We start from the raw sequence: 17,859 nt of genomic DNA, 5'->3' as shown, positions 1-17,859 counted from the left end.
GGTGCGGTGTCTTACTTGAACAGCGCGAGAATGCTCTGGGCGTTCTGGTTGGCGATCGACAGGGCCTGAATGCCGAGCTGCTGCTGAACCTGAAGGGCCTGCAGGCGCGTGGATTCCTCGTTCATGTCGGCATCGACAAGCTGTCCGACACCGCGCTCGATGGAATCCATCAGGTTGGAGACGAAGTCTTTCTGCAGGTCGAGACGGGTCTTCGCCGCGCCGAGATCGGCTGCGGCATTGGACATTCCCGACAGGGCGGTTTCGATATCGGTCAGGTAACCGTCAATGTCGGCGTCCGTGCCGTTGGCGACGATATCGATCACCATGATGTCGTCAGCCAGACCGCCGGGCAGACCGCCGGCAGCGAACAGCTTGACGCTGCCGATGTCGATCTTGATGGTGCCAACGGTGACAGCGCCTGCGGAGGAGCGGTTGTAGGCGGAAACCACTTCCATGTCGCCGGTGTCGTCGGTCGCCAGAATGTTGGTGCCGGCATAGCTTGCGCCCGTGGCGGCGCTCTTGATGTGGTCAAGCAGGATGCTGATTTCAGCCTGGATCTTGCCCTGGTTCTCGGCGCTTGCGCCGCGTGCGGTGACCAGCTTCGACTTGATGGCGTCGACGGCTTCCAGCACGTTGTTCATGGCGGTGTAGGAGGTGTCGACCTTGCCCGCGCCCAGACCGAGTGCATCCTGCACGGCGGATAACGCCTTGTTGTCGGAGCGCATGGTCGTTGCAATCGACCAGTAGGCGGCATTGTCGCTTGCCTCGGCGACGCGATAACCGGTGGAAATGCGGCCCTGAACCACGTCCATGGACTTGTTGGTCATTTTCAGGCTCTGCAATGCAACCATTGCAGATGTGTTGGTCATGATGCTGGCCACGTGATCACCCCTTTGTTCAGCCGCCCCCGATCAGCGCCATGCGATGACGCCGGGTATGGTTAACAATAGGTAGGCACACATGGTTAACAGGCTGTTAACGCAGGTTAACTGTTATGGAACAGGCCAACAAGAAACGGGCCGTTCTTGCGAACGGCCCGCGGGTCTTGCGAAAGATGCCGGTGCGTGAGCACCGGGATCAATCCATTAGCGGAACAGCGACAGGATGTTCTGCGAGTTGGAGTTGGCGATCGACAGCGCCTGAATGCCCAGCTGCTGCTGAACCTGCAGGGCCGACAGACGGGCCGACTCTTCGTTCATGTCTGCATCGACCAGCTGGCCAACACCGCGCTCGATGGCGTCGGAGAGCTTGCCAACGAAGTCTTTCTGCAGATCGACGCGCGACTTGGCGGCGCCGAGCTCTGCTGCCTGGTCGGCGAGGGCGGCAAGAGCCGTCTCGACGGTTCCAAGAGCCGTGTCGACTGCCGTGTCGGCAACCTGGCCGCCGGAAGCGTCGAACAGAGCGGTGGCAACAACGCTTGCTGCAGTACCGGCGGTGCCGGCCGTGTCGAGCACCAGAACTTCTGCGCCCGTCAGCGTGACTTCGTCGATGGAGACGGTCGTGCCGGTGCGGTTGTAGGAAGCGACGATGTTAACATCGGCGTTGTCCTGGATGATGTTGGAGCCGGCATAGTTGGAGTTGCCGACGACCGACGTGATGTGCTCCTGAAGCGAATTGATTTCGCCCTGGATCTTCTGCTGGTCTTCCTGCGAAGCGCCGCGTGCCGTGACAAGCTTCTGCTTGATCTTGTCGACGGTGTCGATGACTTCGTTGATACCCGTGTAAGCCGTGTCGACTTTACCGGCACCGAGACCCAGAGCATCCTGAACGCTGGACAGGGCCTTGTTGTCGGACTTCATCGAAGTCGCGATCGACCAGTAAGCTGCGTTGTCGGCAGCTTCACCAACGCGCAGGCCCGTCGAAATGCGGGACTGGGTGGTAGCCATGTTCTTGGAGATGGTGTTGAGGGTCTGCAGCGCGGTCATTGCCGACGCATTGGTCATAAGACTAGACATGGGATAAACGCCCCTGAAATACAAAATAAACGAGGGACATACCGGGCTGACCGGTTTGACGGAGTGGCATCATGCCCTTGATCCCGTTGCAGGATCTGTCCGCCATGCACGAGCATTTATGGCGGCGATTTCCTACCAAAAGGATAACCGGGAAAGTTAATTTGGAAGAGTCTGGAAAATTTTTGTCGGCTCTTCAGGCAGTGCGGATCACGCCGCCCCGCACTGCTGGATCAAAGCCCTAAACAAATGACCGGACGAGACTGCCCACGAGCAAGTTCCACCCGTCTATCAGGACGAAGAAAAGTATCTTGAACGGCAGCGAGACGACGGTTGGTGGCAGCATCATCATGCCCATCGACATGGTTATGGTAGCAACGATCAGATCGATCACCAGGAATGGCAGCACGATCAGGAAGCCGATCTCGAAACCGCGCCGGATTTCAGAGATCATGAAGGCGGGCACCAGCACGCGCAGATCGGCGCTTTCGACCGTTACGTCGATGTCGACATTGCCGCGTTCTGCGGCGAGATCGGCAAAGAGGGCGAAATCCTTTTCGCGCACATTGTTGACCATGAAGCCACGGAACGGCTCCGTGATGCGCTGCACCGCGTCCTGTTCGCTGATCTCGTTGTTCATCAACGGCCGGATGCCGTCCGCCCAGGCCCGGTCGAATGTGGGGGCCATCACATAGAAGGTCATGAACAGCGAAAGGCTGATCAGGATCAGGTTGGCCGGTGTGGTCGGCAGGCCCATGCCGGCGCGCAGGATCGAGAAGGCAATCACAAAGCGGGTGAAGCTCGTGACCATGATCAGGATGCCGGGCGCGACAGAGAGAACCGTCAACAGGCCGAAAAGCTGGATGATCGTGCCGATGGTCGATCCGTCCGCGCCGGTCAGCGCGCCAAGATCGATGGACTGCGCCGCCGCTGCGGAGGGCGCAAGCACGGCGGCAAGGGTCAGGAATAAACGTTTCATTCGAACAACAGCGCCCTGAATAGGATCTGCTTGACGGCGCCGTCGCTGCGAACTCTGGCGCGTTCTTCCAGATCGGAGCGCAGATGCTGGAAGCCGCTGGCCGTTTCCACCTGGCGCAGCTTGATCGTGCGCAAATAGGCAAAGAGATCCTGATGGACGGCCTCGGCAATAACCGGGTCGGGTTCGCCCTCGAAGACCAGCGCCATTTCCGCACGCACCCAGATTTCGCTGGGCTCGGCGAGATTGGTGGTGATCGGCTCGATCGTGTAGACGCCAACGGGACCGGGAACGGCAGCCTGTTCACTGCCGGCATTGCCGTGCGCTGCGTCTTCACTCTCCGCCGTGCCGCTTTCCTCGACGGCGGTCCTGCTTTCCAGATAGCTGCCGGCGAACCAGGCAGCGCCACCGGCAAGCGCCGACATGACCAGCAGGATGGCCAGCTGGACGACGAGGGATGGTCCCTTGCTTTCCGGTGGTTGTTGTTCGAGCAGCGCCATGCGTGTTGAGGCTCCAGCGGCGGGTTAGAAGGGAAGCACCTGATCGAGGAACTGCTGGCCGTAGGGCGGCTGCTGAACCTCGCTGATCCGTCCGCGCCCGCCATAGGAGATGCGCGCTTCGGCGATGCGTTCGTAAGAGATCATGTTCTGCGGGTTGATGTCGCTCGGCCGCACGATGCCCTCGATGGTGAGAATGCGCAGTTCCGCATTGACGCGCACTTCCTGCGTGCCCCGGATGCGCAGATTGCCGTTGGACAGAACCTGCGTGACGACGGCTGCAACGAGCAGGCGGATGTTTTCCGAACGCTCCGTCTGGCCGCCGCCGGTCGTGGAGGTGCCCGAACCGATCTGCCCTTCGGCTGCTGCCGAAGAACCGGCACCGCCCACTGAATAGGAGCCGGACAGGCCAAGGCTGCGCGAGGCGTCGCGGGAGCGCTCCGACTCATTCTTGAAACGCGCCTTGTCGTTGATCGAGATTTCGACCGTCAGGATGTCGCCCACATTGAGCGCGCGGGCATCGGTGAAGAGCCGGCTCTGCTTGTCGTCCCACAGCGAATAGCGCGTGAGGGCCGGGGCCGGGCGTTTTGGATAATTGTAGGCGGCCATGACTTCCGGGTCGATGGTCGCGCCGACCTGGGTCATGGCCGGTTCCTTGCCGATTTCCTTCATCGACTGCGAGCAGCCGGCGACCAGCGCCAGCGGCAGAATGAGTAGGGGCCGGAACGTCATGACGGGTCCTCCGGCCGCGCGGCGCTGGCGATGATGGTCGTCAGCGTCGCTGCGGACTTGCTGTTCATTTCATTGAGGATGATGCCGGCCGTGCGTGGCTCGAGCTTCATCAGGATGGCGGCGGCGAGTTCGACGCGCACTTCCGCCAGTCGTTCTGCGGCGGCGTCGGGCCGCATGGACGAATAGATCTCGACAATGCCTGCCTCGGCCTGCGCCAGAAAGATGTTGCGGCGCTGGAGCCAGCCTTCGTAGTCGGCCCGCTTCTGCTCAAGAGCCTCGATGCGTTCGTCCACTTCGCCCTTGAGCTTTTCCAGCTCCATGGCCTGAAGGGCGTAACGGCGGTCGCGCGCCGCATCGGCGATGTTGGCGCAGAAGCGTTCCACTTCGGCGGGCTTCATGGTGGCGGGATTTTCTGCTGCCAGCGCGTGCAGCGGCGCAAGCTGCGCGGCAAGGAGAACGCCGGCGAAAGCGCCCGTTGCGAATTTCTTCAATGGGTTCCTGCGAGACATGCGGCGCACCTATTGCAGCACGAGTTCGGCCTGCAACGCGCCAGCGGACTTGATGCCCTGAAGGATGGCGATGATGCCATCGGGCTTCACGCCCAGCCGGTTGAGGCCGGAAACGAGGGTTTGCAGGTTGGGGCCGTCCAGCACCGCAACTCTGGCGTCGGGCTGGGTGGCTTCGATTTCGGTGAACGGCTCGACAGCCGTCTGGCCGCGCGAGAAGGGTTCGGGCTGAACCACGCGCGGCGTTTCTGTGATGCGCACGGTGAGCGCGCCATGGCTGATGGCGACGCGGGAGATGCGCACATCATTGCCGATGACCACGGTGCCGCTGCGCTCATCCACCACGACGCGGGCCGGTCCGTCGGATTCGACCATCAGGTTTTCGATCTCGGCGTAGAAACGGGCGTAGGAAACGCCCTTGGGCCGGCGAATGCGGATGGTGCGCGCGTCTTCTTCCTTGGCGAGTTGCGCGCCGAAACGCGGGCCGGTGTAGGAGTTGATGGCGTCGGCAACACGCACGGCGGTCGAGAAATCGGCATTGCGCAGTTGAAGCACCAGCGTTGCGCTGTCGGACATGGAGGCCTCGACCTTGCGCTCGATGATTGCGCCGCTGGGCACGCGTCCGGATGTGGGCACGCCCTGGGTCAGCGTTTCGGCCTGGCCCTGCGCATTGAAGCCGGAAACGATGACGGAGCCCTGCGCCACGGCGTAGATCTCGCCATCGGCAGCGCGCAGCGGCGTCATGACCAGCGTGCCGCCGGCAAGCGATGTGGCGTCGCCCAGCGAAGAGACGTTGACGTCGATGCGTGCGCCCGACTGAACGAAGGGCGGCAGGTTTGCCGTGATGATGACGGCGGCGACGTTCTTGGCGCGCGAGCGCACGCCTTCGGACGCGATGCCGAGATTTTCGAGCATGGCGCGCATGGACTGTTCGGTGAAGGGCGAGTTGCGCAGGCTGTCGCCGCTGCCCTGAAGGCCGATCACCAGACCGTAGCCGACAAGCTGGTTGTCGCGCGCGGCCTGCAAGACGGCGATGTCCTTGATGCGCGAAGCCGCGCCGGCCGGGAGGGCCAGCGTGACGCTCATCATCACTGCGAAAAGGAGACGGGAAATCATATGGCGCCGACCTCGACGGTTCCGTCAGCGAGGACCACACCGGTGAAGGTGCGGCCGCTTTCGATATTGCGCAGGCGGATCATGTCGCCGGCTGCACCGTGCTCAAGCGGCACGGCGCGCAGCGAGATGGAGAGCGCGCCTTCATTGAAGGTGACGGTGACGGGGCTGCCCGTTTCCACCAGATAGGCCTCACGGACATAGCTGATGGGAATGAGCCGGCCCGGCAGCAGGGTGCGCCGGGCGACCTTGCCGTCAATGTCTTCCAGCATGCGGGCAACGGCGGTGTTGCCGCGCGGCGGGCGGCGCAGCATCACCTCGTTGAGCGCATCGACGGAGATCGTCTCGCCGGGATAGATGACGCGGGTGGACACAACCGCCTGCTCCTGCGCCACAGCCGAAAGGCCCGTGGCGAAGAGACTTGCCAGTGCGAGGAAAAGCGCGGGGATGGGGTTGTGCCGTATCATGCGAACCTACCGGATCGACTGGGTGACGGTTGCGGCCATTTCATCGGCCGCGCGGATGACCTTGGAGTTCATCTCATAGGCGCGCTGCGCGGAGATCAGTTCGGTGATTTCCTTCACCGGGTCCACGTTGGAGCCTTCGAGATAACCCTGTTCGATGACGGCGAAGCCCGGATCGCCCGGCACGCCCTGAATGGCCTCGCCGGATGCCGGCGTCTCGCGGAAGAGATTGTCGCCGATCGGGTCGAGACCCGCTTCATTGGCGAAATTGGCGAGCGTGAGCTGGCCGAGATCCTGAAGGTCGGCCTGTCCGTCGAGACGGGCGAAGACCTGGCCGGTCTTGTTGATCACGATCTCGATGGCGTCCTCCGGCACGATGATGGCCGGATTGACGTTGTAGCCCTGCGTGGTCACGAGCTGGCCCGTGGCATTGGTGTTGAAGGAGCCGGCGCGTGTGTAGAGCGGCTCGCCATCGGTGCCTTCGATCTCGAACCAGCCCTTGCCGACCAGCGCCACGTCGAGCTTGTTGCCCGTGTTGTTCATCGGGCCCTGAATGTGGAGGTTGCGCACGGCTGCGGCCTTCACGCCAAGACCGACATTCGCGCCTTCCGGCACGATGGCCTGATTGGCGCGGCTCGGCACGCCCTGCATGCGCTCGGTCTGGTAAAGCAGATCCGAGAACTCGGCGCGGGCGCGCTTGAAGCCCGTCGTGTTGATGTTGGCGATGTTGTTCGCGATGACTTCGAGGTTGAGCTGCTGGGCGCTCATGCCGGTTGCGGCGATCGAAAGGGCTTTCATGGATCAGGCTCCTCAGATGGCCATGCGGCTGATGTCGAGATAGGCGGTGACGAGCTTGTCGCGCACGGCGATGGAGGCCTGCAGCGCCTGTTCGGCGCTCATCACGGCATCCACCACTTCGCGGGTGTCGGCCTCGCCCTGCAGCGCCTTGAGCGAAACGCCTTCGGCATGGTTGAGCTTGGCAACCGTGCTGGCCGCTGCCTCACCGAGCATGGCGGAGAAAGCCTCGCCGGTTTCGGATACGGGCATCTGGCGGGTGGGCTGAAGGCCCGTGGTCTCGGTCAGGGTCGAAGGGGCAATGCTGCCGACTGGAGGGATCATGACTGGCTCCGCATCAAATCAATGGTCATGGAAATGAGTTCGCGCGCCTGCTTGATGACCTGCAGGTTCGCTTCGTAACCGCGATTGGCCTCGCGCATGTCGGCCATTTCGATCAGCACGTTCACATTCGGCATCTTCACGTAGCCGCGCTCGTCCGCCGCCTCATGGCCGGGGTCGAACTGCAACGTGAAATCGGACGGGTCGCGGGCGACCGAGCCGACCTCGACGACGCTGCCGCCGATATTGCGGTCGAGTTCCGCGACGAAGCTGATCGTCTTGCGGCGATAGGGATCGCCCCCGGGGACGTCACTGGTGGACTTGGCGTTCGCCAGGTTTTCCGAAACCACCTGCATGCGTTCGGACTGCGCTTGCAGGCCGGATGCGGCGACTTTCAGGGAAGCGGAAAGCGGATCCAAGATTTACCCCCTCGACGTGGTCATGAGCATGCGGTGAAACGCCTTGACGATGGCGGTGTTGAGCTCGAACGAGCGGCGCACCTCGCCGGCATTGGACAGCTCGTCTTCCATGTTCACCGTGTTTTCCGATGGCAGGACTGCCGGGTCATCCTTGCTGGTCACGGAGAAGGAGGCATTCGTTGCGCCAAACTGCAGATGGTTCGGATTGGTGTTCCGGAGCGCCACCCGCGTGCCGTTCAGAACGTTTTCGAACGGCTCCACTTCCAGCGCCTTGTAGCCGGCCGTGTTGATGTTGGCGACGTTGCTGGCCACCGTCGTCTGACGCACGGACAGCCATTTGGCCTGCTGTGTGGCGAGGTCGAACAGATTGACGGGCTGCATCTGGCAAGTCTCTCGGTCTATGCGAACATGTCTTCCGGCACTTTAGGCAGCCAGTCTTGTGCGGGCCTTACGTGCCGTTGCCGGCGTCGGCGGAAAGAGTGATGACGAGTTCGCGTGAGGTGATCACTTCCCAGTGGCCATTCTTCCACTGGATACGGGAGATGCGGCTGCCATCGGGCAGACGCGAACCGCGCTGGAGCATCCAGTATCCATCTTCGTCTTCGATCATGGCGCGGCCGCCGACCACGTGAACCAGGCGAAAGCCAGGCTCGTCTCCGGGGAAGGGCTGATCCTCGAGCACCGCCGCCGGTCCACGGTCCACGGTGCCGGTGGCGGTGTAATCCACCTGCGGCAGCGGGATCATGTTGGTGGGCAGACGCGCGCCAATGAGTGCGGGCAGGGCGTCGCGCGATGGGCCTTCCGGCGTGGGACGTCCGGCAAAGGTCATCGGGCGCACGCCGAACTGTTCCTGGTTGAAGAAGATGTACCAGGGGAACATGGCGCAGACGGCGGCGAGGCCGATCCCGCCCAGCATGATCATCCAGTCGCTGCGGCTGCTGCTCGGCGTGTGCAGCATGCCGGGCTTTGGTATGCGCCGGGGCAGGAAACCGGACCTGCGCCGTGGCGCTGCCTTTGCCGCTTGCGGGGGCTCGGGCATGGGGTCTGCTGCGGTCGGGTTGGGCTCCGTTCGCCGCCCGTCCGGAAGTTCGAGACTTGCCAGTCTGATTGTCATTGTACCGGCTCCCCGGCTTTCAGTTTCATCGCCAGATCCGTGAAGGGATCGGCGGAGCGTTGATCGTTCGGCGACTGCGTGAGGGCGTCGTAGATGAGCGGGATCTGCCGCACGGCCTGATCGAGCTCGGGGTCATGACCGGGCTGATAAGCGCCGAGCAGGCGGATGTCGCGTGTGTCCTCGAAGCGGGCGATCATGGCGCGCAGCCGTGTGACGAGGCGCTTTTCGTCCGGGGTCCAGGCCCGGTCCGCAAGACGCGAGATCGAGGCCAGCGGATTGACGGGTGGAAAGCGCCCCTGTTCGGCAATCGCGCGGTCGAGCACCACGTGACCGTCGAGAATGCCGCGCACCGCATCGGCCACCGGGTCATTGTGATCGTCGCCATCGACCAGCACCGACAGGATGGCCGTGATGGAGCCGCTTCCCGTCTCGCCGGGGCCGGCGCGTTCCAGAAGGCGGGGGAGTTCGGTGAAGACCGAGGCCGGGTAGCCGCGCGCGACCGGCGGTTCGCCGGCTCCGATGGAGACCTCACGCAGGGCGTGGGCAAAGCGCGTGATGGAATCCACGATGAGCAGAACCCGGTCGCCACGGTCGCGGAAATATTCGGCGATGCTCATGGCCGTGTCCGGCGCACGGCGGCGCATCATGGCGCTTTCGTCGCTGGTGGCGACCACTGCCACGGATTTCGCCATGCCCTGCGGGCCAATCGTGTCTTCGAGGAACTCGCGCACTTCGCGGCCACGCTCGCCAACGAGCGCGATCACCACCGTGTCGAATGCGTCGGCATTCGCCAGCATGGAAAGGAGCGTCGATTTGCCGACGCCGGAACCGGCGAAGACACCGAGCCGCTGCCCGTGGCAGAGCGGTGTGAAAATGTCGATCACGCGCACGCCCGTGCGGAAACCTTCCGAAACCCGCTGGCGCTGCATGGCGGGCGGTGTGACGGGGGCCTGGCCCGTGGTGACCGGTCCGCCGGCGGGCGCAGGGCCGCCATCTGCGGGGCGTCCGAGCGCATCCACCACGCGGCCACGCCATGAGGGGCCGGGGGCGAGGCTGAGGGGGCCGCGATTGAAGACCGCTTCGCCGAGCCCGACTTCACCGGCCCGTTCATAAGGCGCAACCACCACGCCGTCGCGGGCAATCCGCACGACTTCGCCCGCACCGGCAGCGCCGCCATTGCGGCCGCGACGCGACACGAGATCGCCAAGCCTTGCCGTTTCCGAAAGGCCGCGCACGCTGTAATGGCTGGGGGAGACCTCGCTCACCCGGCCGCCATGGCTGACGAGAAAACGCGCATCGCCTGCAATCCGCCGATAGGCTTCTTCCAGGGCGGTCAGCACGGTTTCCCGCGGCGGCGTTGCGGAGGAGGGCAGTTCTGTCACGGTGATGCTCACCCACCCAGAAGCTTGATGGCGTCCTTGAGCGCGGTGTCGCTATCGCTCATGAGCGCCGACACGTGCTCGAAGGTGCGCTGCACTTCGATGAGGTTCATCATCTGCTGCACGGGATTGACGTTGGCTTCTTCCACAAAGCCCTGCGCCACGCCGACGCCGGGCTGATCGACAACGGGCTGTGCGTCATCGGCAACGAAGCCGGAATTGCCGAAGCGGGCGTAGTTCTGTGAGGGGACGAATTCATAAAGGCCGATCGCGCCGACAAGCTGGCCATTCTGGCGCAGCGTGCCATCGGCGCTGGCTTCCGGCGGACCTGCCAGCGGATCGAGTAGCAGCGGCGCGCCGCCGGCATCAAGCACCGGGTGCCCGTCGAGGCTGACCAGTTCGCCCGTCTCGCGCATGGTGAAGCGGCCATCGCGCGTGACCACGGTTCCCGCCGGTGTTTCGAGCCCAAACCAGGCTTCGCCCTGTACGGCGAAATCGAACGGGTTCTTGGTTTCGCGCAGGCCCCCCTGATGGGTATCGATGTTGGGGGAGCCGGGTGCGGCGAAAGAGACGGAATCCGGCCCGTCGCCGCTCACCAGATCCCGGAAGTTCACCGATGTGCCGCGAAAGCCCACCGTGCCGGCATTGGCCACATTGTCGGCCAGTGTTCCAAGGCGCTTTTCCAGTGCGACCTGAGAAGAAAGAGCGACGTAAAGTCCGGTCTGCATCTGGTCTGCTACCTCTTTAACTGCGCAATGGTGAAAAGCATGTCGGTGGAAATGCCGAACTCCGCCGGCTGGCTGAACAGCGCGGCGATGGAGGTCTGCTGCGAGCCGGAGGGGTTTTCCAGCTCCCACATGGTGGTGAAGCGCTTCAGGAAATCCTCAAGCTTCTCGGGATCCTTGAAGTCCGCGATCTCGACGCGCTCCTTGATCATCTCGACCTGCTTGTCGATGTCGGCCTGCGCCAGCGCAGGGGGAAAGCCGAGCGCGGTGCGCACCACCTGCGCGATGGCCTTGTCGGCCAGCAATTCGTAGTAGGAGCGGAATTCGGGGGCCTTGCGCTGGAAATAGAGCGCAAGCCGCACGCCCTCGTTTTCCTTGCCGGCATCCTCTTCGAGCGTCTGGCGCATATAGCGCTCGACGGCCAGGTTGTTGGCGATGTTGTAGGTCGTCGCGTCCTCGCCATAGCGGGCGAAGTTGAACGCTTCGGCCAGCGCCCTGTAGCGTTTGTCTTCGGTCTGGTTGGCCGGGCTTTGCGGATCGTCGATCCCGCCTTCGAGCACCGAGCGCAGGAAGCGGAGGTCGATCACTTCCTCGACATCGAAACCGTGCGCCATGAGCGCGAAGGTCAGCATCTCCTGATCGCCCATCAGATCGTCGACCGATTTGATGTCGGGGATCTTCGCCAGATAGTTGTTGAGGCTGGCGATCAGCGTCGGGTCGTTTGGCGGCACGCCATTCTTGATGGCGCGCGTGAGATATTTGTCGACGGTGCCCTTCTGGGCCGGGTTGTAATTCGTGGTGTCGGGGCCGCCGGCGGCAAAATTATAGGTGCGGGCGAACTCGATATAGCGCTTGTCGGTCAGCTTGTTGGCGAAGCTTTCCGGGTCGCTGATGCCTTCTTCAAGCACCTTCACCATGAAAGCCTTGGCATAGGCCATGTCTTCCAGACCGTGCGCCTTCATGGCGTAGCGGAACAGGCGGTCATCATTGACGAATTCCTCGATGGAGGTCACCCGGCCGATGTTCTGCTGATAATATTCCGTCTCGCGCTGCACCATTGGCTGGGACTGGACGCGCTCGAGCGAGCGCGACAAGTCGCGGTTGATCAGGTTGTAGCTCGTGAACGTGTTGATCAAGGCGCACCCTCCGCCATCTTCGGTTGCGCCAAATTAGTCTGCGTATCTTGCGCGAGGCTTTCCGCACGCCGTTCCGGGATTCAAGCCTCACGCAAGCCACGGCGGGTACACAGGAGAAAAGGCCTATAAAAGATGGCGGTATAGATGGGTATTCTTGTCGGACTCGTGGTAACGCTCGGCTGCGTGATTGGCGGCTACATGGCGATGGGCGGCCATGTGGACGTGCTTCTCCAGCCCTGGGAAGTCGTGATCATCTGCGGCGCGGCTTTCGGAACGTTTCTGGTCGCCAATCCGATGTCGACGGTCAAGGACGCCGGCAAAGCCTGTGTCGAAGCCCTGAAGGGCTCGGTTCCCAAGGAAAAGGACTATCTGGAGACGCTGGGCGTTCTTCACAGCCTGATGCGGGAACTGCGCACCAAGTCGCGCAGCGAAGTGGAAGCGCATATCGACAATCCCGAGGAATCGGCGATCTTCCAGTCCTACCCGACGGTGCTGGCGAACAAGGATCTGACCAGCTTCATCTGCGATTACTGCCGCATCATCATCATCGGCAATGCCCGTCCGTTCGAGATCGAGGCGCTGATGGATGAGGAAATTCAGACCATCCGCCGCGACAAGCTGAAATCCTACAATGCGCTCGTTGCGGTGGCCGAGGGCCTGCCGGCGCTGGGCATCGTTGCGGCGGTGCTGGGCGTCATCAAGGCCATGGGCGCCATCAACGAGTCGCCTGAAATTCTGGGTGGCCTGGTTGGTGCGGCGCTCGTCGGCACCTTCCTCGGCATTTTTATGTCCTATGCGGTGGTCGGTCCGATCGCCACCAAGATCAAGATCGTGCGTGAGAAGAAGAACCGGCTTTACGTGATCGTGAAGCAGACCCTGCTTGCCTACATGAACGGCTCGCTGCCGCAGGTGGCGCTGGAGTTCGGCCGCAAGACCATTTCGGCCCATGACCGGCCGACCATCGATGCGGTGGAGCAGAGCACGATGAATACCGGCGGGGCCGGTGACAAGCAGGCCGCGTGATGCGCGATCGTCAACGGAGCAACAACCGACCATGGCGCTGACCGAAGATCCAGAACTGATGCGTGCGCTCGTCGTGGAGCGTCTGGTGGGAGCCACCGGCGATCCGCGCCGCGTGTCGGAAGCAGCGCGCTCCTGTGCGACCCGCGCCCTGACGCGCGTGATGGACGCTCTGGAAGAAAAACTCCCCGCAGCGGTGAAGGTTGAGCTGATCGATGTGGAGATCGTTCGACTGGCGGAATTGAAGCCGAAGGAAGATTGCTGCGACGCGCTCGCGGTCATCGCCGGCGAAGTTTCGGGCGATGCGCTGACCATGCGTCTTGACCCGACGGCCATCTCCATTCTCGTGGGGACGATGTTTGGCGGCAATCCGGAACTGCCGGCTATTCCGCTGCAGCGCCCGCCATCGGCGATAGAACGCGATGTGGCGGCGCTGACATTTGATATTTTCGCCAAGGCCCTCAATGGCAAAGGCGCTCGCTCGCTTGGCTTGCGCCTTTTGCTGCCGACCGTTCAATCGGGAGCGGATTTCCGCCGTTTCGTCGTTCGCGACGGGCCGGGCGTGCGGATGCGCTTCGCTATCGGCGGTGAGGAAAGCGGCGGCGTTCTTACGGCCTGGATGCCGCAGCGCCTGCTTCTGGAAGCGCGGGAGCTGGAAGGCAGCGACCAGCGCCAGCAGAATGCGAAGGCGGCCGACTGGCATAATCGTTTCAGCGATGAAGTGATGCGCTCCAATGTGCGCATTCGCGCGACCATCCCGCTGATGCGCATGGCGCTCGGCGAGCTTGCCTCGCTGCACGAAGGCCAGGTCATTGAGTTCGGTGACGGCGCGCAGCCCGAGGCGCGGCTGGCGGTGCGCGACAAGACGGTGTTCACCTGTGATTTCGGCAAGGCCGGACATCACTACACGGTGCGGATCAAACAACCCTTCGATGCCCGCAAGGACGTCGTCGAAGGTCTTCTGGCGCAATGATGTGCCGGGAACGCGGTGAAGGAGAATGACTATGACCAATGCCGAGCCTGAGCCGCAGGAAAACGGCGAGGAAGAGCTCAACAAGGCCATTGAGGAGCTGAAGGACGTTCTCCACGAGGAAACGTCGGGCACCGGCGGCGAAGCCGGGTCTTTTGCGAGCAATCCCGAACTGGTGATGAGCATTCCGGTCGAGGTGCAGATCGTTCTGGGCAGTGCGGAAATGCCTGTTTCCCAGCTGATGGCGCTCAAGAAGGGATCGACGGTTTCGCTGAACCGTCGTGTCGGCGAGCCGGTGGAGATCGTGGTGAACGGCCGGCGCATCGCGCGCGGCGAGATCACGCTGGTCGAGGATGATCCTTCGCGCTTTGGCGTGAAGCTTACGGAAATTGCCGGCAGGGCTTCTGCCCAGTAAACTGGATTGCGAAGAGAAAGGTCGGATTGGTCATGACGGAAGCTCTGGCTCTGACACAGGCGCAGAAAGCGGCCACCATTCTGGTGGCGATGGGCAAGCCCGCAGCGGGCCGCCTGCTCAAATTCTTCAAGCAGGATGAGCTCAAGGCGCTGATGGAAGGCGCACGCCTTTTGCGGACCATTCCGCAGGCGGAGCTGGAAAAGGTGGTCGGCGAATTCGAGGCCGAGTTTACCGAAGGCGCCGGCCTGCTGGATTCTGCCGACAGCATTGACACCATTCTGACCGAGACGCTTTCCGAGGAGGAGATGAACCTCCTCATGGGACGCAACGACCCGAAGGCCGGCGAGGCCGAGGAAATCTGGGCCGAGCTGGAAAAGCTGAAATCCGAAGAGCTGATCGAGCTGGTTTCGAGCGAGCATCCGCAGGTGATCGCCGCCATTCTGAGCGGTATTTCGCCGGCGATTGCGGCCAAGGTTCTGGTGAGCCTGGAAAAGGCGCTGCGCACCGCCGTTGTGGCGCGCATGGCGGCCACCGGCGACATGCCGGCTGCGGCCAAGAAGCTGATCGAGAACCGCATGGCCGATCTGCTGCGCGACATGCGCGCCGGCAAGGATTCCACCGTGGGTCTGGCGCGCGTGGCTTCGCTGCTCAACGAACTCGACAAGGAACAGGCCGACGAGGTCATCCACGAGCTGGAGCGCAGCGGCACGAGCGATGTGAAAGCCATCCGTTCGCAGCTCTTCAGCTTCGAGGAGATCGTTCTTCTCGACCAGAAGGCGCGCGTCGCCCTGTTCGACGGTCTTTCGAGCGATCTTGTCACGACCGCGCTGCGCAATGCTTCGCCCGATGCGGTGGAGGCGGTTCTTTCCGCTCTTGGCCAGCGCACGCGGCGCATGATCGAGGCGGAACTCAGTGTCGGTTCCGAGGATGTGCCGGAGACGGAGATCCATCAGGCCCGCAAGCGCATTTCCGCGATGGCGGTTCAGCTGTCGCAGCAGGGCAGTTTCGAACTGCCCGGAATGCAGCAGCAGGCCGCCGCCTGACGCTTTTCGCAAGGCCTGTCCGGGTCGCGCCTGACAAGGCGTTCCGGGCGGCCGGTCTGGTCTGAATGCGTTTGAGCGAAGGGTCTGATGGCGGAAGGCGCTGACAAGGAAAGCAAAACAGAAGAGGCCACGGAGAAGAAAATCCGTGACTCCGTCGAGAAGGGACAATTGCCTTTCTCGAAGGAGGTGCCTGTTTTTGCATCTTTTCTGGCGATACTCACTTTCACGATCTTCTTCGCTCAGGACAGCGCGGTGCGGCTTAGCAGCTTCCTGTCGACCTTCCTTGAACGGGCCGATGGCTGGGCGCTCGAAACCCGCTCGGATGCGATGGCGATCTATCAGCTGGTGTTCTTCGAGATCGCCAAGGTGGTCGGCGTCGTGATGCTGCTTCTGGTGGCCGCCGGCATTTCAGCTTCGGTGTTGCAAAACACGCCCCGTTTCGTGCTCGACCGCATCAAGCCGAAGGTCTCGCGCATCTCGCTCAAGGAAGGCTGGAGCCGCATCTTCGGCGTCAAGGGCATGGTCGAATTCGCCAAATCCCTTGGCAAGATCGTGGTGGCGGGTGGGTTCCTGATATTTGCGATGCGTGAGGCGGAGACCCGTCTGCTTGCCGGGATGATCACCAATCCGGTCGAGTTCAGCACGGTCATTCGCGACATTGCTGTGGAAAGCCTCGTGGTTGTCACGCTCGTGGTGGCGGTGATCGCGGTGGCCGATCTGTTCTGGTCCCGCCATCAGTGGCGTGTCGACCTGCGCATGACCAAGCAGGAAGTGAAGGATGAGCACAAGCAGGTGGAGGGCGATCCGATCGTCAAGGCACGGCTGCGCTCACTCGCCCGCGACCGCGCCCGCCAGCGCATGATGTCGGCCGTGCCGCAGGCCACGCTTGTGATCGCCAACCCGACGCACTTTGCAATTGCCCTTCGATATCGCCGTGACGAGGACGCAGCGCCCGTCGTGGTTGCGAAGGGACAGGATCTCATTGCTCTGAAAATCAGGGAGATAGCGACGAATCATAACATCCCCGTCTTCGAAGAGCCACTGCTCGCCCGATCCATGTACAAACAAGTTTCGGTTGATAGTTTGATTCCATCACAGTTCTACAAGGCTGTCGCGGAGCTGATCCGCCGCATCTATCGAACTGGCGATAAACCGTAGTCAGCAGGATTATATTATGGATAAGCAGCCGCATTCGCCTGCTCGCGAAATCATAGTCGCCAATGCCATTCGCGCGGTGGCGAACGAATTGCGTCTTGTCGATGTTGCCGACTACATCGCGTTCATCAGGCTTGAGAGCCTGGCGAGTGTTGCGGATATCGTGGAGTCCGCTGCCGAACTCTATTTCATGCCGGGCACATTACGGCTGGGCCATGGCTGCGATGCGCGTGTTTCGTGGAGCGGAAGCCCGCAAATTTCGCTCGATCTGGAACTGCGCCCGGGTGGCGTGACCGTCTATTTCACGCTCGAACTGAGCGACGACAATGCGGCTGTCGAGGTCAATTACGTGGCCTTTGATGATCCGGCCGAAGACCCGGAAGTGAATTCGCGCTACCTGGCCGATGCGCTGCAGGCTTCGCGGATCGTGCGCAGCGAGCGACCGCTGATCAACGGTTAGCCTTCTTCAGTCGATAAGCCCGTTGCGGAGCGCCTTGGCGACCGCGTGAACGCGGTTGACCGCATCCAGCTTCTGCGTGGTGTTTGCGAGATACTGGTTTGCAGTGTGCACCGACAGGCCGAGGCGCTTGGCGATTTCTTCGCTGGTCAGCCCGTTGGCGGTGAGTTTCAGGCATTGCAGCTCGCGTTTGGAGATCGCTGCGCCTTCGCTGTCCTCGGGGAGCGGGTCCTGCTCCGTGATCTGTGCAAAAAGCGCATTGCACCGGCTGTGCAGGTCGAGCAGCGCGTCGCGCTCGATCTGGATGTTCTGACCGATCATGATGACCGCGCCAAGGTGTCTCTGCTCTGTGGTGAGCGGCAGGACAAGCCCGCCGGCCTCATGCGCAGGCGGGATTTCCTCGCTGTGCATGCCGGTGTCGTCACCGGGCATGGCGATGCCCCAGTGAAAGGGGTGAAAGGCCTCGGCGATTTTCTTGCAGAAACGCTTTGGTAATCGACCGGCGAGTTCCTGCGCTTCATCATCTGTCTGCGGGCTTCTACCGGTGAGGGCGGGGGACAGTCGCTGTCTTGTGAGGCCCTTGACCGTATAGAGATGGAACCGGTCGGCACCGGTGCTTTCGGTGAGCTTTTGCAGCTCCTGTGCGATGTCCGAAAGCGTCATTGATCTG

The 17,859-nt window shown here is 62.4% G+C and carries 23 protein-coding genes; 6 read left to right on the top strand and 17 right to left on the bottom strand.

Annotation, left to right across the window (positions count from 1 at the left end; genetic code table 11):
• Positions 1-11 precede the first annotated feature (11 nt).
• From DEJ54_RS00745 to DEJ54_RS00670, 16 genes are all read right to left on the bottom strand, one after another.
• Positions 12-881: a flagellin gene (locus DEJ54_RS00745; RefSeq protein WP_113152879.1), complete on the bottom strand. Its 870-nt coding sequence runs from the start codon at positions 879-881 to the stop codon at positions 12-14.
• A 204-nt stretch (positions 882-1,085) separates the two neighbouring features.
• Entirely contained in the window at positions 1,086-1,955 is an 870-nt protein-coding gene (locus tag DEJ54_RS00740) for a flagellin (RefSeq protein ID WP_113152878.1), read from the bottom strand.
• Positions 1,956-2,193: 238 nt separating this feature from the next.
• On the bottom strand, positions 2,194-2,931 hold the full coding sequence (gene fliP, locus DEJ54_RS00735; RefSeq protein WP_113152877.1) for a flagellar type III secretion system pore protein FliP: 738 nt from the start codon (positions 2,929-2,931) through the stop codon (positions 2,194-2,196).
• Positions 2,928-3,428, bottom strand: a complete 501-nt coding sequence (fliL, locus tag DEJ54_RS00730) for a flagellar basal body-associated protein FliL (protein ID WP_113152876.1) — start codon at positions 3,426-3,428, stop codon at positions 2,928-2,930. The genes fliP and fliL overlap by 4 nt, the downstream gene beginning before the upstream one ends.
• A gap of 24 nt (positions 3,429-3,452) precedes the next feature.
• A complete protein-coding gene (gene flgH / locus DEJ54_RS00725) occupies positions 3,453-4,157 on the bottom strand; it encodes a flagellar basal body L-ring protein FlgH (protein ID WP_113152875.1) in 705 nt (234 codons plus the stop codon).
• Positions 4,154-4,666: a MotE family protein gene (locus DEJ54_RS00720; RefSeq protein WP_204360836.1), complete on the bottom strand. Its 513-nt coding sequence runs from the start codon at positions 4,664-4,666 to the stop codon at positions 4,154-4,156. Before DEJ54_RS00720 ends, flgH begins: the two co-directional genes overlap by 4 nt.
• A gap of 9 nt (positions 4,667-4,675) precedes the next feature.
• A complete protein-coding gene (locus DEJ54_RS00715) occupies positions 4,676-5,752 on the bottom strand; it encodes a flagellar basal body P-ring protein FlgI (protein ID WP_244974854.1) in 1,077 nt (358 codons plus the stop codon).
• Between the two features lie 23 nt (positions 5,753-5,775).
• Positions 5,776-6,243: a flagellar basal body P-ring formation chaperone FlgA gene (flgA, locus tag DEJ54_RS00710; RefSeq protein ID WP_113152872.1), complete on the bottom strand. Its 468-nt coding sequence runs from the start codon at positions 6,241-6,243 to the stop codon at positions 5,776-5,778.
• Positions 6,244-6,249: 6 nt separating this feature from the next.
• Positions 6,250-7,038, bottom strand: coding sequence for a flagellar basal-body rod protein FlgG (gene flgG, locus DEJ54_RS00705; protein WP_113152871.1), 789 nt, complete (start codon positions 7,036-7,038; stop codon positions 6,250-6,252).
• A 12-nt stretch (positions 7,039-7,050) separates the two neighbouring features.
• A complete protein-coding gene (locus DEJ54_RS00700; protein WP_113152870.1) occupies positions 7,051-7,359 on the bottom strand; it encodes a flagellar hook-basal body complex protein FliE in 309 nt (102 codons plus the stop codon).
• Positions 7,356-7,775: a flagellar basal body rod protein FlgC gene (flgC, locus tag DEJ54_RS00695; RefSeq protein WP_113152869.1), complete on the bottom strand. Its 420-nt coding sequence runs from the start codon at positions 7,773-7,775 to the stop codon at positions 7,356-7,358. The genes DEJ54_RS00700 and flgC overlap by 4 nt, the downstream gene beginning before the upstream one ends.
• Before the next feature lie 3 nt (positions 7,776-7,778).
• Positions 7,779-8,156: a flagellar basal body rod protein FlgB gene (gene flgB / locus DEJ54_RS00690; protein ID WP_113152868.1), complete on the bottom strand. Its 378-nt coding sequence runs from the start codon at positions 8,154-8,156 to the stop codon at positions 7,779-7,781.
• A gap of 67 nt (positions 8,157-8,223) precedes the next feature.
• Entirely contained in the window at positions 8,224-8,889 is a 666-nt protein-coding gene (locus DEJ54_RS00685) for a hypothetical protein (protein WP_113152867.1), read from the bottom strand.
• On the bottom strand, positions 8,886-10,271 hold the full coding sequence (fliI, locus tag DEJ54_RS00680) for a flagellar protein export ATPase FliI (protein ID WP_245447652.1): 1,386 nt from the start codon (positions 10,269-10,271) through the stop codon (positions 8,886-8,888). Before fliI ends, DEJ54_RS00685 begins: the two co-directional genes overlap by 4 nt.
• Positions 10,272-10,279: 8 nt before the next feature.
• Positions 10,280-10,996 carry a flagellar basal-body rod protein FlgF gene (gene flgF / locus DEJ54_RS00675; protein WP_113152865.1) on the bottom strand — a complete coding sequence of 239 codons (717 nt, stop codon included), beginning with the start codon at positions 10,994-10,996 and terminating at the stop codon, positions 10,280-10,282.
• A gap of 8 nt (positions 10,997-11,004) precedes the next feature.
• Positions 11,005-12,129 carry a DUF1217 domain-containing protein gene (locus DEJ54_RS00670; protein ID WP_113152864.1) on the bottom strand — a complete coding sequence of 375 codons (1,125 nt, stop codon included), beginning with the start codon at positions 12,127-12,129 and terminating at the stop codon, positions 11,005-11,007.
• 144 nt (positions 12,130-12,273) lie between these two features.
• Between DEJ54_RS00670 and motA the strand changes: the two genes are divergently transcribed.
• The 6 genes from motA (at position 12,274) to DEJ54_RS00640 (ending at position 17,192) form a co-directional block, all read left to right on the top strand.
• Positions 12,274-13,152, top strand: a complete 879-nt coding sequence (gene motA / locus DEJ54_RS00665; RefSeq protein ID WP_113152863.1) for a flagellar motor stator protein MotA — start codon at positions 12,274-12,276, stop codon at positions 13,150-13,152.
• Between the two features lie 31 nt (positions 13,153-13,183).
• Positions 13,184-14,122, top strand: a complete 939-nt coding sequence (locus tag DEJ54_RS00660) for a FliM/FliN family flagellar motor switch protein (RefSeq protein ID WP_113152862.1) — start codon at positions 13,184-13,186, stop codon at positions 14,120-14,122.
• Positions 14,123-14,147: 25 nt separating this feature from the next.
• Positions 14,148-14,534 carry a flagellar motor switch protein FliN gene (gene fliN / locus DEJ54_RS00655; protein WP_162742197.1) on the top strand — a complete coding sequence of 129 codons (387 nt, stop codon included), beginning with the start codon at positions 14,148-14,150 and terminating at the stop codon, positions 14,532-14,534.
• A gap of 32 nt (positions 14,535-14,566) precedes the next feature.
• The gene (locus DEJ54_RS00650; protein ID WP_113152860.1) at positions 14,567-15,577 is read left to right on the top strand and encodes a FliG C-terminal domain-containing protein; all 1,011 of its coding nucleotides are present in this window, start codon (positions 14,567-14,569) and stop codon (positions 15,575-15,577) included.
• A gap of 87 nt (positions 15,578-15,664) precedes the next feature.
• Complete coding sequence (flhB, locus tag DEJ54_RS00645; RefSeq protein WP_113152859.1) at positions 15,665-16,735, top strand: flagellar biosynthesis protein FlhB; 1,071 nt, start codon at positions 15,665-15,667, stop codon at positions 16,733-16,735.
• 16 nt (positions 16,736-16,751) lie between these two features.
• Complete coding sequence (locus DEJ54_RS00640) at positions 16,752-17,192, top strand: hypothetical protein (protein ID WP_113152858.1); 441 nt, start codon at positions 16,752-16,754, stop codon at positions 17,190-17,192.
• Between the two features lie 6 nt (positions 17,193-17,198).
• Here DEJ54_RS00640 and DEJ54_RS23650 read toward each other — a convergent pair whose 3' ends face one another.
• Positions 17,199-17,852, bottom strand: coding sequence for a response regulator transcription factor (locus DEJ54_RS23650; protein WP_113152857.1), 654 nt, complete (start codon positions 17,850-17,852; stop codon positions 17,199-17,201).
• Positions 17,853-17,859: the final 7 nt, after the last annotated feature.

Source organism: Nitratireductor sp. OM-1, assembly GCF_003296175.1.
Taxonomy (GTDB): Bacteria; Pseudomonadota; Alphaproteobacteria; order Rhizobiales; family Rhizobiaceae; genus Nitratireductor; species Nitratireductor aquimarinus.
The sequence above is the reverse complement of the archived record's forward strand: the minus strand, read 5'-3'. Positions and strand labels throughout refer to the sequence as shown.